Source organism: Tahibacter amnicola, from assembly GCF_025398735.1.
In the GTDB taxonomy this organism is placed as follows: Bacteria; Pseudomonadota; Gammaproteobacteria; order Xanthomonadales; family Rhodanobacteraceae; genus Tahibacter; species Tahibacter amnicola.
Genome location: NZ_CP104694.1, coordinates 1,323,234 through 1,339,276 on the forward strand (window position 1 = coordinate 1,323,234; position 16,043 = coordinate 1,339,276).

Consider the following 16,043-nt stretch of genomic DNA (forward strand, 5'->3'; position numbering starts at 1 on the left):
AGAAAAATGGAAATCATTGCCACTGAGCCGGTGACCGCTGCGGCGGTTCCGGCTGTCCTGGAAGGACAGGTTGCATTCATTACCGGCGCCAGTCGCGGTGTCGGCCGCGCCATTGCCCTGCGCATGGCCAGCGAAGGCGCCGACATCGCCGTGCACTACCGTTCCGATGAAGCAGCGGCGCACCAGGTGGCGGACGAGATCCGCGCGCTGGGTCGTCGGGTCGAGCTCTATCGCGGCAACATGGCTGATCGCGGCGATGTGGATCGCATCGCCGCCACTTTCCGCGACCAGTTCGATCGCCTCGACATTCTCGTCAACAACGCGGGTGTGACCCGCGACAACCTGTTGCTCACGATGAGTGACGAGGAACTGACCGAGGTCATCACCACCAACCTGCTCGGGCCCATCCGGCTCACGCGCGCGCTGGCGATGATGATGCTCGGTCGCCGCTACGGCCGCATCGTGAACATCTCCTCGTCGGCGGCGAGCAAGCCGGGGCGTGGACAAAGCAACTATGCGGCCGCAAAGGGCGGACTGGAAGCGTTCACCAAGGCGCTTGCCGTCGAGCTCGCACCCAAGGGCGTGCTCGTGAACGCGGTTGCACCGGGTGTGATCGATACCGCGATGTCCGAGCACATCCGTGCGCACGGCGAGGCGGAAATCTACGCCCGGCTGCTGCTCAAACGCATTGCGGAACCGAGTGAAGTGGCTGACGCCGTGATGTACCTGGCCAGCCCGCGCAATCGCTATGTCACCGGCGAGATCCTGCATCTCGACGGTGGCTTGAAGATGGCCTGACATGACCACGCGAAACATCGTCATTACCGGCGCCGCCATGGGAATCGGCGCGGCCATCGCGCGGCATTTCGCTGGTGCCCGGTCTCACCTGAACTTGATCGATCGCGACGCCGCCGCGCTTGCCGATATCGCGGCAAGCTGCCGTGAGGCGGGCTCCGTCGTTGAAGCCACCGTGGTCGACCTGGCCGATGCGGGTTGGCTGGCCCTGGTGCGCCCGCGCCTGCCGGGACAGGTCGACGTCCTGGTCAACAATGCGGGCATCTCGCCGGAGAATGACCCGGAAGATCGCCAGACCTGGGCGCGCGTCCTGGCCATCAACCTGGATGCGCCGGCGGCGCTGACGGCGGAATGTCTGCCGCGCATGCCGTCCGGAGCGCGCATCATCAATATTGCCTCGGTGCTGGGGCGTGCCGGCAAGGTACGCAATACAGCCTACTGCGCCTCCAAGCATGGCCTGCTCGGCTACACCAAGGCGCTGGCGCTGGACCTGGCGTCGCGCGGCATCACAGTCAATGCCGTCCTGCCCGGCTGGGTGGATACGCCGATGCTGCGCCGTGAGCTGGAGGCCCAGGCCGGCCAGGTCGGCAGCACACCCGAACAGGTGCTGCGCAACGCGCGCCGGCAGATGCCGATCAAGCGTTTCGTCCGCGAAGAGGAAGTGGCGGAAATGGTGGCGTGGCTGGCCGCGTCTGCAGCATCCGGCGTAACGGCGCAGAGTTTCGTGGTCGACGGGGGCTATACATGCGGTATGTAAGTGCCGTACTGGTACTGGCGGCATCGGGAGCCGCGGCGCCTGTGCCGGCCTTCGACGGCTCGATCGGCGCGGTATACAGCGCCGGCATTACCGACGGTGCCGCCTACGAGCGCGGCACGGTGCTGAAGCTGCGGTACGCGCAGTCGCTTGGCGGATTCGAGCTTCGAGCCGAGGCGCGGCACCGCTGGAATGACGCGGCCTGTGACGCATCTGCACCGGCCTGCGACGCTTACCGCGCGCACTTCGACTGGCGTGAGCTGTACCTCGCGCGCACCTTCGGTGACTGGCAATGGTCAGCGGGGTTGCAGCAGGTCGTATGGGGCCGCGCGGATAACCTGCGGGTGTTTGATCTGGTCAATCCACTGGACCTGCGCGACTACGTGCTTCCCGACCTCGGCGACTATCGCCTCGCCGTGCCGATGTTGCGTGGGCTGGGGCCGGTAGGTGAGTGGACGGTGGAGGCGGTGTGGCTGCCGTACTTCACACCTACGCGCTTCGCCGCGGCGGGCTCGCCCTATGACCTGGATCTGCCGGGACGGATCGCATCACTGGGCTTGCTACCCGAAGGAGAGCGGCGGCCATCGCGAAACGTGCGCAATGGCGAGGTCGGAGTCCAGCTATCGACGACGCGGGGAGCGCTGGATATCAGCCTGCTGGGATTCAGCGGCTGGAACGACGATCCGGTCTACGCGCTGGATGATCCGGCGCGGGTGGCTGTGGGCGCTCAATACCGGCGCCAGATGACGTTCGGGCTTGGCCTGGCCTATGCGCTCGAAAGCGGCTGGGTGCTGCGCGGGGAATCGACCTTCACGCCCGATGCCGCCTATTCCGCTCTGGGGCAGGTCCGCGGCGTGGCCCGGGCCGGTACCTGGAACGTGCTTGCCGGCGCCGATTACACCTGGCGCGACTGGGTGTTCTCCTTCCAGCTCAATGACCGATGGATCGACGACTGGCACGCCTCCTACGGCGTGCCCGAGCACGCGTCCATCGCCACCGCATCGGCGACGGGTACGACACATCGCGGCCGATTCACGCATCGCCTGGCCTACAGCGTGATGCCGCAGAACGGTGATGGCGCCTGGCTTCAATGGCGCAGTGCATGGCAATTCAACGATCGCTGGCAGCTGGAAGGCACGCTGGACCTGCTCAGCGGCGACGACACGGGTTTCTTCGGGCAGTTCCGCGACCGCGACCGGTTGCGCCTGGAACTGCGCCGCCAATTCTGACCGCTGGAGATGATGCAATGACATCGAGACTATGCACACTGCTGCTTGGCGCCTGCCTTGCCGGCACCGCCGGCGCAACAACGCCGGACGCCACGACGCTCATGGCCGAGGTGCGCCAGCGCAACGACGGGCAGGACGTCTACTCCGACCTGGACCTGGTCCTCATCGACGAAAAGGGCGGAACCCGCACGCGCAAGCTGCGCTACTTCCAGAAGGACTTCGGTGGCGACGAAAAGCTGCTGTTGTACTTCACCGATCCGAACGACGTGAAAGGCGTCGGTTTCCAGACGTTCACCTACGACGAGAAGGTCGGAAAGATCGACGACCAGTGGATCTACCTGCCGGCGTTCCGCCAGGTGCGCCGCATCGCGGCCACTGACAAGCGTGGCAGCTTCATGGGCAGCGAGTTTGCCTACATCGACCTTGAGAAAGTGCGTGTCACCGACTACACACAGAAGATCACCGGTGAGGAGTCGATCCTCGGGCGCGCCTGCTGGGTGGTGGAGCGGACGCCCTCCAGCGATGAAGTGGTTGCGCGGACGGGCTATTACCGCACCGTCGTGTGGGTCGACAAGGAGTCGGACGTGGTGCTCAAGCAGAGCTACTACGACGCCAAGGGCGTCGAGTTCAAAGTGATGACGGTGGCGCGCCTGGAGAAGGTGCAGGACATCTGGACCGTCATGCAGAGCGACATGCATGACCGCGTCAGCGACAAGAAGTCGAGCCTGGTGTTTTCCAACGTTCGCTACAACGTGGGGCTCGCCGACAAGCTCTTCGCCCAGTCCATCCTCAAGACCGGAGTCAGCGATGCAGACGTACCTCAAGCTCGTTGAGCGCTATGCGCTCGTCGTCCTGCTCGCGTTGCTGGGCGTCACGGCATTCTTCTTCCTGCAGTTGCCAAAGCTGACGACGGACAGCAACCCCTATCTGCTACCCGACACGCATCCCGCGCGCAAGACCATCCTGGAGATGCAGCAGGATTTCACCGGCACCTTCGACGCCGCGCTCATCGCCATCCACAACCGCAATGGCGTCTTCAACCGCCAGACGCTGGATGCCGTGTACGACATGACGCTGGCGTCGCGGCGGATGCTGCTGGTCAATGATGCGGATCGGGACCAGCTCGCCGCACTGCGCGACAAATACGCGGCGCAGTCGCCCGAATGGAAGTCGACCGTTGACGCCATTCTTGCCGATGGTTTGAGTCAGAACGACTTCAAGCTGGCGGAAAGCCTGCCGGCATTGGCCGCAAAGCTGCCGCTGGAGGACGCCGAGCGCGCGTTTGTGGATTTCTTCCCGCGTCGGATCAATCCGATCAAGGAGCTGGCGGGCATGGCGGCGACCGAGAACATGGTCGTGCGCGACGGCGTGCTCGTGGTGCGGCCGCCCCTGGTCGGGCGCGGCGCCGAACCCGAGCAGGTGCGCGGCGAAGTCATGGGCAACGCGTTGCAGGTGGGAGGCGCGGTTTCGGCCGATGCCACCGTCGCGCTGGTGGTGGTGGAACTCTACGTCAAGCAGGAAGACGCGGAAGGCCAGCTGCGCGCCTACGAGGCATTCCAGAAGATCGTCGACGACTATCGCGGCGCGCACCCGGACTTCGCCAAGGCCAACGATACTCATATCGCCGGCGTTCCGATCTTCATTGCCGAGCAGAAGAAGCTGGTCGATCGCGACATGGGCACGCTGTTTCCGCTGGTGATCGGCGTGGTGATGGTGGTTCTCGTGTTGTTCTTCCGGCGGCCGCTGGGCGTGATCCTGCCGCTCACCAACGTCGTGCTGGCCGCGATCTGGACGCTCGGGCTGATGGCCGTGAACCGTGCACCGCTGGACCTCATCACCAGTGTGCTGCCGGTGTTCCTGATCACGATCTGCGGGGCCGACGCCATCCACATGCTGAGTGAGTACTACACGCAGCGGGCCGACGGACACAGTGCGCGCGAGGCTGCGCGCCGGACGATGCGGGTCATGGTGTCGCCCGTCATCCTGACCACCGTCACGACCACGGCCGGCTTCCTGTTTGCGACCATGACCAATATTTCCAGTATCCGGTCATTCGGCATCTACATGGCGATCGGCCTGGCCTTTGCGCAGTTGATCGCGTTGCTCCTGGTGCCGGCATGGCTGAGCCTGTTCGGCGAGCTGGGCTGGCGCCGTGCGAAGACCGCCGCCGCGGCACCGGCACGGGCCCGTCACGAATGGCTGGGACAGGCGCTGGAGCGACTTTTCCGTGGCGTGATCCGCCATCGCGCTGCGTATGGCCTGGGGTTTGCGGCACTGCTGGCTGGCGCGGGTTTCATGACCACGCGTATCCATGTGGAAGACGCCGGTTCCAGCTACTTCATGCAGGACAATCCGTTCCGCCAGGCCGACGAGTTCGTCAACCGGCATGTGGCCGGTACGAGCCCGGGCTGGATCGAGGTGTCCACGGGCATGCCCGACGGCATGCTGACGGTCGACAAGGTGCGTTTCATCGAGGCGATCGACACGTTTCTCGCGGCGCAGCCCAATGTGACGTACAGCTACTCGCTGTCGAAGTACATCAAGCGCCTGAACCTGGTGATGCACGACATGGATCTGGCCTACGACCGCCTGCCCCAGGCGAGCGAAACGGTGGTCAGTGTCGATCCCGAGACGGGGGAGCGGACCGAAGCGGTCGTAAAGGGCGACGACATCGTCGCGCAGTCGGTGCTGATGTACGAGAACGGCGGCGGTTCAGACCTGACCAACGTGCTCAATCGCGACTTCTCCAAGGCCGTCACGATGTTCACGATGAACACCACGCGCGCCTCGGAGTACGACGCGCTTCTGACAGCGCTCAATCGCTGGCTCGCCGACAACACGCCGCCGGGCGTGCAGGTGAAGCTCGGCGGCACGCCTGTCATCTGGACCGGCGTGCTCGACGAAATCATCCAGGGCCAGCTCTCCAGCGCGTTGTACGCCCTGCTCGCCGTGGCGACCGTGCTGATGCTGTGGCTGCGTTCAGTGCGTCAGGGCATCCTTGCCACGCTGCCGCTCGCGGCCACGATGGTGTGTTACTACGGCTTCATGGCGACGTTCGGCATTGACCTGAATATCGGCACGGCGATCATCTCGTTCCTGGTCGTGGGCATCGTCGACTATTCGGTGCATTACCTGCACCGCATCCAGATTGCCCGCGAGGAGGGGCTGGCGCTCGATGAGGCCTTGCTGCACGCGGTGCGGCACGGCGGCCAGTCGATCGTGTTCAACGTCGCGGTGTTCTCGATCGGTTTCCTCACCCTGTTGATGTCCGAGTTCACGCCGATCGTGCACCTGGGGGCTCTGGTGGCGCTGGCCTTGTCAATCAGCGGTGCGATGTCGCTGTTCCTGATCACGTTGCTGGCGCCGGCGTTCCTGCGCGGACGACGGACGCCGGGGACCGCGGCGGTGTCGACGGCCGCGTGACCGGAGTGGCCGGCGGCGCCACGAAATTGCCGGAAGCGTGATGGTCTTCTCGTGAAACAGGGCTGCCGGGGCATGGATCCCGGCAACGCGGGCCCCGCGGCGCAAACCGGCGCCGCGGGGGGCTGCCCTGGCCGCGCCATTCGGGTCACAATCCGGGTTCGTCCTACCCGATCGGAACTCGCGTGCCGGCATTTGCTTACCAGGCCCTGGATGCCAATGGCAAGACGCAGCGCGGCGTGCTGCAAGGTGATACGGCACGTGCCGTGCGCCAGGCTCTGCGTGAGCGTGGACTCAATCCGCTTGAGGTGACGGCGGTCGAGGAATCGCGCAAGGGTGCGACGTTCGGACGCCGCGGACTCTCGGCATCGCAACTGTCCCTCTTCACCCGCCAGCTGGCGACACTGCTGGCCGCGGGACTTCCCATCGACGAGGCGCTCGCGGCGCTGGCCGAGCAGGGCGAGGACGAGCGCTCGCGTACCCTGACAGTGGCCCTGCGGGCCCGCGTGATGGAAGGCGCCGGGCTGGCGGCTGCCTTCTCGGAGTATCCCGAGACGTTTCCGGAAATCTATCGCGCGTCGATTGCGGCGGGCGAACAGTCCGGGCGGCTCGACACGGTGCTCGAGCGACTGGCCGACTACGCCGAGTCGCGCGACGCACTGCGCCAGAAAGTACTCACGGCGCTCGCCTATCCCATCCTTCTGACGCTGGTGGCGGTCGGCGTCGTCACGGGGCTGCTGGTGTACGTGGTGCCCCAGATCGTCGGGGTGTTCTCCAATCTGAAGCAGCGGCTGCCGCTGCCGACCGAAATACTGATCGGCTTATCGTCGGGCGTGAAGGACTGGGGCTGGCTGATCGCGCTGACGCTGGTGGCGCTCATTGCCCTGGTGGCCGTCGCGCTGCGACGCGAACCGGTGCGTTTCGCGTGGCATCGGCTCGTACTGCGGCTGCCGCTGGTGGGGCGTCTGACCCGCGCGTCGAATACGGCACGCGCGGCGCGCACCCTGGCCCTGCTGTCGGCCAGCGCGGTGCCGCTCCTGGATGCCCTGAGCATCGCCGCGCAAGTGGTTCCCAACCTGCCTATGCGCGACGCCATGCGGCGCGCGGCGCACCGTGTGCGCGAAGGTGGGGCATTCTCCCGGGCGCTGGCTGACAGCGGCTATTTTCCACCCGTCGCGCTGCGCTTGATCGCCAGTGGCGAGAAGTCCGGGCAGCTCGAACGCATGCTGGATGAAGCGGCCAATCACCAGGCCAAGGAGCTGGACCGCTGGCTCGCCGTGTTGACCGCGGTGCTGGGGCCGGCCGTCATCCTGCTGGTAGGCGCCATGGTGCTTTTCATCGTGCTGGCCATCCTGCTGCCGATCTTCAATCTGAACCAGATGGTCAAATGATCCGCTTCGACCAAGTCACCAAGCGCTATCCGTCGGGCCACGAAGCGCTGCAGTCCTTGTCGTTCGAACTGGCGGCGGGCGAGATGGCCTTCATCACCGGCCATTCGGGCGCGGGCAAGAGCACCCTGCTCAAGCTGATCGGACTGATCGAGCGACCCACGCGCGGGCATGTCACGGTCAACGGCCACAACCTGCACGGCATGCGCGCGCGCGGCATTCCCCAGCATCGCCGTGGCATCGGCATGGTGTTCCAGGATCACCGGCTTCTGATGGACCGCAGCGTCTATGACAACGTGGCGCTGCCGCTGATCATCGCCGGTCTGCCGCGCGACGAAGTGGGCAAGCGGGTGCGCGCCTCGCTCGACAAGGTGGGCCTGCTCGACCGCGAACGGGCGGCGCCCGTGACGCTATCGACGGGAGAGCAGCAGCGCGTCGGCATAGCCCGGGCGATCGTGGCCAAGCCGGCGGTGTTGATCGCCGACGAGCCGACCGGCAATCTCGATCCGCAGCTGTCCGCCGAGATCATGCAGCTCTTCGCGGATTTTCAGCAGGTCGGCACCACCGTGCTGATCGCCAGCCACGATCTGCCGCTGGTCAAGCGGATGGGCAAACGGGTGCTGGTGCTCGATCACGGGCGCCTGCTCGACGACTGGCGCCCGGGAGATCCGTGATGTTCCGCAAGAAGGCGCCCGCCAATCGCTTGAAAACCGCTGCCGCGCCCCGGCCCGCCGAACGCACGGTCACGCGCAGCCGGCCGAGTCTGCGCAGTTGGCGCGATCAGCATTTGTATAGTTTGTTTTCCAGTCTCGGGCGCCTGCTCGCACGGCCTTGGGCAACGACACTGACGGCGCTGGTGATGGGCCTGGCGCTGGCACTGCCGCTGCTGTTCCTGATCCTGCTGGACAACGCCCGTGGGCTGAGCGGTGGCTGGCAGGACGCGCGCGAGATCACGGTGTTCATGAAGCCGGGCACGGCGGAGGATCGCGTGCAGGCCCTGGTCGGACGCGTGACTGCGCGGTCTGACGTGACCGCGGTCAAGCGCAAGACGCCGGCCGAGGGACTGGAAGAATTCCGCGCCATGTCCGGCTTTGCCGACGCCCTGGATGTCCTGCAGGTGAACCCGTTGCCGGATGTCGTGATCGTGACGCCGCAGGAACGTCGCGACGGCGCCGAGCCCGACGTGCTGGCGGCGCTGCGCGCGGATGCCGATGTCGACCTGGTGCAGTACGACGCCGCCTGGCGGCGTCGCCTGGGCGCGATTCTCGGGCTGGGGCAGCGTGCCGGCGTCATCCTCGCCGGACTGCTGGCGCTGGGCACATTGCTGGTGGTCGGCAACACGGTTCGCATGGATATCCAGTCGCGTGCGGAGGAGATTGCCGTCATGCAATTGATCGGGGCGAGTCCGGGCTTCGTGCGCCGGCCCTTCCTGTATACCGGCATCTGGTACGGGCTCTTCAGTGGTGTGTTCGCGCTGCTGGTGGTGCTGGCGGTGCAGTGGGCAATGGCCGCGCCCGTCACGCACCTGCTGGAAAGCTACGACCATCGTTTCGTATTGAGCGGTCTCAACCCAATGTCGGGGGCTGCGGTGCCGCTGATCAGTGCCGTTTTAGGCTGGCTTGGCGCTATGCTTGCAACCGCACGGCATCTGGCCGAAGGTCATCCCGAATGAGCGTGGCGTGCTCCAGTCGATTCCGGCGCCGCTTCGATCGAGGGTCCCAATCGCGTTGACAGCACGGAGTTCCGCAGGGGGAACCATGGAAGCGCATCTCACCCGACACATCGCCAGCGACGAGCCGCGCGTGATGGTCGTGGACGGATCCAAGGTGGTGCGCCGCCTGATCGAGCAGGTGCTCAAGGCCGACTTGCCGGGCGTCACCGTCCTGGCCTGCGAAACCGGCGCGGAAGCCAAGCAGCAGCTGGAGTCGGGCGTGGTCGATTTCGTCACCACCGCCCTGCGCCTGCCGGACATGGACGGCCTGGAGCTGGCCCAGTACATCCGCGAACACGCACCGCAGGCCTACATCCCCATCGTGGTGGTTTCCGGCGATGTGCAGGAGCGCCTGGTGGCGCGCACCTTGTCGGAGGCGGTAACCGACTACTTCGACAAGTCACTCGGGTTCAACGCGCTGGCGTCGTTCATCCGCGGCTATGTGCGGCCGGAATCCAACGCCACTGGCGAAGTGCTCTATGTCGAGGACAGCCGCGTCGTGGCGCTCGCCACGCGCCGCATGATGGAAAAGCACGGCCTGACCGTGCTGCACGTGGTCAGCGTGGAGGACGCCCTGGCGCTGCTGGAAACCGCCAAGGCACAGGGCAAGGTGCCGGGTGCGGATATCGTCCTTACCGACGTCAACCTCAAGGGCGAGCTCACCGGCGGCGACCTGCTCGAGCGCATCCGCACCGAGTTCAACTACAGCAAGGCGCAGCTGCCGGTGCTGGTGATGACCGGTGATGACAACCCCAAGAACCAGGCCGCCCTCCTGCGGGCCGGCGCGAACGACCTGGTCGAGAAGCCGATCGAGGAGCGCCTCCTCATTACCAAGCTGCTGTTCCAGCTGCGGGTGGGCCTCCACGCACGCGGCAAACTCAATCCGGCCTAGCGCCATGCGGCGCGGTGCTTGACGGAAAGAGGCCAGGCAGGCAAAACCCGACGCCTGTTTGCCGGAGCGCCCCATGAGCGAATCCAAATTGAAGCTCGAACCGAGCTGGAAAGAACGGCTCGGTGACTACTTCGAGCGTCCTGAGATGACTGCGCTGTCGCAGTTCCTGCGCACCGAGCTGCGGGCGGGCAAGGTGATCTATCCGCCGCCGCGCCATATTTTCAGTGCGCTCGACGCCACGCCCTTTGACCGGGTGAAAGTCGTGATCCTGGGCCAGGATCCTTACCACGGCCCCAACCAGGCCCATGGCCTGTGTTTTTCCGTGATGCCCGGCGTGCCCATTCCGCCATCGCTGCGGAACATGTACGCGGAGATCCAGCGTGATCTGGCAATCCCCCCGCCCAACCACGGCTGCCTGCTGCGCTGGGCGGAACAGGGCGTGCTGCTGCTCAACGCCGTGCTGACGGTGGAGCAGGGCATGGCCAATTCTCACCAGGGCAAGGGCTGGGAGGGCTTCACGGATGCCGTGATCGACTGTCTCAACCGCGAGCGGGACGGCCTGGTGTTCATGCTGTGGGGATCGTATGCCCAGTCCAAGGGGCGGCTGATCGACACCCGCCGGCACTGCGTCTTGAAGGCGCCCCACCCCTCGCCGCTGTCCGCGCACCGGGGCTTTTTGGGCTGCGGGCACTTCTCGCGGGCGAATGAGTACTTGAAAGCGAACGGGACCGCCCCGATCGACTGGCAGGTCGGGCCGGCACCCGCCCTCACGGCGGCCTAACTATTTTACTGTACTCTCTGGTACAATATTGGTCGGGTCGCAGCAGGGCTCCGTTGCAAAAACAACGGGAACTCCCGCCGGCTTTAGCACTCACATCTGGCGAGTGCTAACCTAAGCACAGAATTGGAGGTTTCAAGCCATGAGTGAAGCCCTTGCCCTTGTCAGCAACAACCTGCCGATTCCGAGTGCCCTTGGAAGTCTCGACGCGTACATCAGCGCCGTGCACCGGGTACCGATGCTGACCCAGGACGAGGAACAGGACCTGGCCGAACGGCTGCGCTATGAGAATGATCTCGCGGCCGCCAAACGGCTGGTGCTGTCGCACCTGCGCTTCGTGGTCCACGTGGCGCGCGGCTACCAGGGATACGGCCTTCCCCTGGGAGACCTCGTCCAGGAAGGCAATATCGGCCTGATGAAGGCGGTCAAGCGCTTCGACCCGACCCTGGGCGTGCGCCTGGTCTCCTTCGCGGTCCACTGGATCCGCGCCGAGATGCACGAGTTCATCCTGCGCAACTGGCGCATCGTCAAGGTCGCCACGACCAAGGCGCAGCGCAAGCTGTTCTTCAACCTGCGCAAGTCGAAAAAGCGCCTGGGCTGGATGAACCACGAGGAAGTCCAGAGCGTGGCCAAGGAACTGGGCGTGCCGGTGGCGACGGTGCTTGAGATGGAATCCCGCCTGGCCGGCCGCGACGTCGGCTTCGACGCACCGCAGGATTCGGACGAAGACACCCCGCCGGCCCCGGTTGCCTACCTCGTCGACCATCGCGCCGACCCGTACGAGTCGCTGGCCAACCAGGACCAGGAAGATAACCAGCTCGAAGTGCTGACCGAAGGTCTGGCCCGCCTGGATGCCCGCTCCCGCGACATCATCGCGCGCCGCTGGCTCAAGGACGGCGAAAAGGCCACGCTGCAGGAACTAGCCGACGAATACGGCGTATCCGCGGAGCGTATCCGCCAGATCGAAGCCAATGCGATGAAGAAGATTCGCGCGCTGTTCGTTGCCTGATCCCCGTCGCCAGTCATGAAAGAAAACGGCCCCGGAAGGGGCCGTTTTCGTTGGTGGGCCCGCTACGGGGCAGCCGCTGTTTTGCGGCGGGGGTCAGCCCCGGCCGGTTCCACACGTTCGCGGTTTACCGCGTCGGTATCCGCCGCCGGCCTGGTTTCTCCGGGCTCCGTGCCGACGATGATCCGCGCGTGGCGCTGGTAGGTCCAATAGGACCAGGCCCAGTTGATCAGCACGATCAGCCGGCTGCGGAAGCCGATCAGGAACAGGATGTGGATGAACAGCCAGAACAGCCACGCCACCATTCCCGACAGCCGGACGCGTCCGAGATCGGCGACGGCCGCCCAGCGTCCGATCGTGGCGAGGTTGCCGAAATCCCGGTAGCGGAACCCGCTGGTGCTCTGGCCGCCGATCAGTCGACGGATCATGCGTGCCGCGTGGGTGCCCATCTGCTTGGCCGCCGGCGCGACGCCAGGCACGGGCTTGCCGTCGACACTGAGCGTGGCAAGGTCGCCGATGACGAAGACCGCGTCGTGCCCCGGCACCCGCAGGTCGGAGGCGACCGGCACGCGGCCGGCGCGATCAAGGCTCACGCCGAGACTGCGCCCCAGGGGCGAAGCGGCAACGCCGGCCGCCCACAGCACAGTCCGGGCTTCGATCCGCTCGTCGCCCAGGCTGATCCCGTCCGCATCCACGGCCGTGACCGGCGCGCCGGTCTGCACTTCCACGCCCAGACGCTCCAGTTGCTGGCGGGCCTTTTGCGACAGCGGCTCGGGCAAGGTCGAGAGGACCCGGGTGCCGGCCTCGACCAGCACGATGCGCGCGCGCGTCGGGTCTGCGCGCCGGAACTCGCGGCGCAGGGTGTGCCGGGCGATCTCCGCGAGCGTGCCGGCAAGCTCCACGCCAGTGGGTCCGCCGCCGATCACGACGAAGTTCAGCCAGGCACGGCGCCGCTCCGGATCCACCTCCGCCTCGGCCCGTTCGAAGGCAGTGAGAATGCGTCGGCGGATTGCCAGCGCGTCATCCAGGGTTTTCAGCCCTGGCGCGTGGGAGGCCCATTCATCGCGCCCGAAGTAGGCGTGGCGCGCGCCACTGGCAAGGATCAGATAGTCGTAGCCGAGGGATCCGCCGGCGGCCAATCGGATCTGCTTCGTGGCGGGTTCGATGCCGCTGACCTCGTCCATCAGCACGGTGACGTTGCCCTGGCGGCGAAGGATGTGCCGCAGCGGCGCGGCGATGTCGGGCGAGGAGAGTCCCGCCGTGGCGACCTGGTAGAGCAGGGGCTGGAACAGGTGATGGTTGTTGCGATCGATCAGGGTGATGCGGACGGCGTCCCGGCGGAATTCCCGTGCGGCCCACAGGCCGCCGAATCCGCCTCCGACAATGACCACATGGGGTACCTCCTTGTTGTTCACGATTGCACCTCGGTGATGTCAGTAGAGATCGATCGGGTCCACGTCCAGTGACCAGCGCGCCTGGCGCGCCGAGGGCAGCGCCCGGATCCGGTCCAGCCAGCGCGGCAGGCAGGCCTGCAGGCGCGCGCGATCGGTCGACGAGGCAATGAGCTGGAAGCGATGAAGTCCGGCGCGCAGGGGCATCGGCGCCGGGAAGGGACCCATGAATTCAATGCCGTCGAGGCTGCCCGGTTCCGTTTCCCGGGCTGCCGCGGCGGCGTCGTTGAGGAAGGCCAGGCTGCGCTCGCCGTCCTTGGCTTCGGCGCGCAGCAGCGCCAGGTGTGCAAAGGGGGGCAGTTCAGCGGCGCGGCGCTCGGCCAGCAGGCTTTCGGCCAGCGCGCGATAACCGCCCCGCAGCAGTTTCGCCAGCAGGGCGTGGTCGGGATGGTGCGTTTGCAGATACACCGCGCCAGGCTTGTGCGCCCGGCCGGCGCGGCCGCTGACCTGCACCACCAGCTGGCCGAGCCGCTCCGAAGCGCGGAAATCCACACTGTGCAGCCCCTCGTCCACGCCGAGGATGGCCACCAGGGTCAGGTTGGGCAGGTCGTGCCCCTTGGCCAGCATCTGCGTGCCGACATAGATACCCGACTGGTGCGGCCCCAGCCGGTCCAGCAATGCCTCCATGGCACCGCGGTTACGCGTGGTCTCGCGGTCCACGCGGATCACCGGGACGCCGGGAAACAGCTCGCCGAGGGATTCCTCCAGCCGTTCGGTGCCCTGGCCCTGCGGTTGCAGCGCCGGCCCGTGGCATTCGGGGCATTGCACCGGAACACGCCGCTCCGCCTCGCAATGGTGGCAGACGAGGCGCCCGCGCCCGCGGTGAAACGTCATCGGTTTGTTGCAACGCTCGCAGTCGGCGTGCCAGCCACAGTCGTGGCAGAGCAAGACCGGCGCATAGCCGCGCCGGTTGCGGAAGATGAGGGCCTGCTCGCCGCGCTGTACGCAGGCCTTGATGGCACTCACCAGCTCCGGTGCCAGCCCGTGCACGAGCCGGGCGCGGCGCTGGTCGACGATGTGCAAGGTCGGTGGCTTCGCGGCGCCGGCGCGTTGCGGCAGGGTCAACCGTGCGTAACGGCCGGATTCGGCGTTGGCCAGGCTTTCCAGCGACGCCGTGGCCGAACCCAGAACGACGGGGATCGACAGCGCCCGCGCCCGTACGAGTGCCAGGTCACGGGCGCTGTAACGGAAGCCGTCCTGCTGCTTGTAGGACGCATCGTGCTCTTCATCGACCGCGATCAGCCCCAGCGCCGGCAAGGGAGCGAAGATGGCCGAGCGCGTTCCCAGGATGACTTTCGCATCCCCGCGCGCCGCCGCCAGCCATGCGCGCGATCGTTCGCCTTCGGCCAGGCCCGAGTGCAGGGCGTGAACAGCGGGACCGAAGCGGTCGCGGAATCGGCGCAGGGTCTGGGGCGTCAGGCCGATTTCGGGCACCAGCACCAGGGCCTGGCGATCGCGCGCGAGCGCGGCTTCGACCAGCCCCAGGTAAACCTCCGTCTTGCCGCTGCCGGTCACACCTTCCAGCAGCCAGGGCTGGAACCGGCCGAAACTGGCCGTGACCGCGCCGATGGCTTCGGTCTGATGGGGATTGAGCGGTGGCCCCGGCACGCGCGCGCCGACCGGTGCACTGGCAGACAGGGATACCGTTTCGATAAATCCGCGATGGCGCAGCGCGGTTGCGCTGTCGCGCCAGCCGGGCAAGTCGGTATCGAGGGCAGCATAGGTCACCGGGCCCTCGGCCAGGCGCTCGAACAGGCTGCGCACGCGGCTGCCGCGGCGCAACGGCGGGTCGGACACCATCTGGCGGCCATGCGCGCTCAGCGCCAGCGCGCGATAGCCCTCGAAGGGCAGGGGCTTGGCCTGGCGCAGGCCGACCGGCAGGGCAGTCTCCAGCGCGATGCCCAGGGCGCATTGGTAATAGCGCGATGCCCATTGCAGGGTGGCCAGCCATTCGCCATTGACCAGCGGCGTTTCGTCGAGCACCGCGGTCACCGGCTTGAGTTTTCCCGGTGGAACATCGCTTTCGCTGGCGTGGCCGACAACCACGCCCACGCGGCGGTCACGCCCGAACGGCACTTCGACGCGGCACCCAGGGCGCACGCCGGTACCCCGCGGCGCGCGGTAGTCGAACACCTGGGGCAGGGGAACGGGGACGGCCACCTTGAGGATGGGCAGCGCAGTCGGGTCGCGAGGCAGGGGGGCGGGCGGCACACGCCATTTTCGCATAGGCCGCAGGGCCGTTCCGAGTGCTGCCGACACCATTTCCGCGCTTACGCGCAATTATTGCCAGAATATTGACAAATATGACGTAAAATATTGTTTTTAAACGAGTTCGCCGCTTATCCACAAGACCTGTGGATAAGCTTGTGGACCAACGCCGGCCAGACCCCCGAAAAGGCCGTCACGACTAGTGTCTGCTTGGCTTGGCGAATCTTTAATCAATCTGAAATATAGCTTGCAAAACAACGATTTAAGTTGCCATAAAAAGTCAAAATCTGACAAACGCGCGATTCGCGCCCATCGCCGCATCGGCAGCTCCAGCCTGTGCACAACCCTTGACAAGGGGGGCGGATCCGGAACCCGCGTCACTGCTGAATTTGGTCGATGTCAACCGGTCGG

At 66.2% G+C, this 16,043-nt stretch carries 13 protein-coding genes; 11 read left to right on the top strand and 2 right to left on the bottom strand.

The features are described from left to right. The first annotated feature begins 6 nt into the window (after positions 1 to 6). The 11 genes from N4264_RS05500 (at position 7) to rpoH (ending at position 11,976) form a co-directional block, all read left to right on the top strand. Positions 7 to 798 carry a 3-oxoacyl-ACP reductase family protein gene (locus N4264_RS05500; RefSeq protein ID WP_261696065.1) on the top strand — a complete coding sequence of 264 codons (792 nt, stop codon included), beginning with the start codon at positions 7 to 9 and terminating at the stop codon, positions 796 to 798. Position 799: 1 nt separating this feature from the next. Then, positions 800 to 1,552 carry an SDR family NAD(P)-dependent oxidoreductase gene (locus N4264_RS05505; RefSeq protein WP_261696066.1) on the top strand — a complete coding sequence of 251 codons (753 nt, stop codon included), beginning with the start codon at positions 800 to 802 and terminating at the stop codon, positions 1,550 to 1,552. Then, positions 1,540 to 2,778 (top strand): DUF1302 family protein, encoded by a 1,239-nt coding sequence (locus tag N4264_RS05510; protein ID WP_261696067.1) that lies wholly within the window; start codon positions 1,540 to 1,542, stop codon positions 2,776 to 2,778. Before N4264_RS05505 ends, N4264_RS05510 begins: the two co-directional genes overlap by 13 nt. A 17-nt stretch (positions 2,779 to 2,795) precedes the next feature. After that, complete coding sequence (locus tag N4264_RS05515; RefSeq protein WP_261696068.1) at positions 2,796 to 3,611, top strand: outer membrane lipoprotein-sorting protein; 816 nt, start codon at positions 2,796 to 2,798, stop codon at positions 3,609 to 3,611. Continuing rightward, a complete protein-coding gene (locus tag N4264_RS05520) occupies positions 3,586 to 6,201 on the top strand; it encodes an efflux RND transporter permease subunit (protein WP_261696069.1) in 2,616 nt (871 codons plus the stop codon). Before N4264_RS05515 ends, N4264_RS05520 begins: the two co-directional genes overlap by 26 nt. A gap of 182 nt (positions 6,202 to 6,383) precedes the next feature. Then, positions 6,384 to 7,589, top strand: coding sequence for a type II secretion system inner membrane protein GspF (gene gspF / locus N4264_RS05525; protein ID WP_261696070.1), 1,206 nt, complete (start codon positions 6,384 to 6,386; stop codon positions 7,587 to 7,589). Continuing rightward, entirely contained in the window at positions 7,586 to 8,260 is a 675-nt protein-coding gene (ftsE, locus tag N4264_RS05530) for a cell division ATP-binding protein FtsE (protein ID WP_261696071.1), read from the top strand. The genes gspF and ftsE overlap by 4 nt, the downstream gene beginning before the upstream one ends. Further along, a complete protein-coding gene (ftsX, locus tag N4264_RS05535) occupies positions 8,260 to 9,258 on the top strand; it encodes a permease-like cell division protein FtsX (RefSeq protein WP_261696072.1) in 999 nt (332 codons plus the stop codon). The genes ftsE and ftsX overlap by 1 nt, the downstream gene beginning before the upstream one ends. Before the next feature lie 85 nt (positions 9,259 to 9,343). Continuing rightward, positions 9,344 to 10,189, top strand: coding sequence for a response regulator (locus tag N4264_RS05540; RefSeq protein ID WP_261696073.1), 846 nt, complete (start codon positions 9,344 to 9,346; stop codon positions 10,187 to 10,189). Positions 10,190 to 10,262: 73 nt separating this feature from the next. Then, positions 10,263 to 10,970: a uracil-DNA glycosylase gene (gene ung / locus N4264_RS05545; RefSeq protein WP_261696074.1), complete on the top strand. Its 708-nt coding sequence runs from the start codon at positions 10,263 to 10,265 to the stop codon at positions 10,968 to 10,970. A gap of 139 nt (positions 10,971 to 11,109) precedes the next feature. After that, positions 11,110 to 11,976 carry an RNA polymerase sigma factor RpoH gene (gene rpoH, locus N4264_RS05550; protein WP_261696075.1) on the top strand — a complete coding sequence of 289 codons (867 nt, stop codon included), beginning with the start codon at positions 11,110 to 11,112 and terminating at the stop codon, positions 11,974 to 11,976. Between the two features lie 62 nt (positions 11,977 to 12,038). Here the strand turns inward: rpoH and N4264_RS05555 are convergent, their stop codons facing one another. Together N4264_RS05555 and N4264_RS05560 are read right to left on the bottom strand one after the other, a co-directional pair. Next, complete coding sequence (locus N4264_RS05555; RefSeq protein WP_261696076.1) at positions 12,039 to 13,388, bottom strand: NAD(P)/FAD-dependent oxidoreductase; 1,350 nt, start codon at positions 13,386 to 13,388, stop codon at positions 12,039 to 12,041. An 18-nt stretch (positions 13,389 to 13,406) separates the two neighbouring features. Beyond that, on the bottom strand, positions 13,407 to 15,635 hold the full coding sequence (locus N4264_RS05560) for a primosomal protein N' (protein WP_425508312.1): 2,229 nt from the start codon (positions 15,633 to 15,635) through the stop codon (positions 13,407 to 13,409). Positions 15,636 to 16,043: the final 408 nt, after the last annotated feature.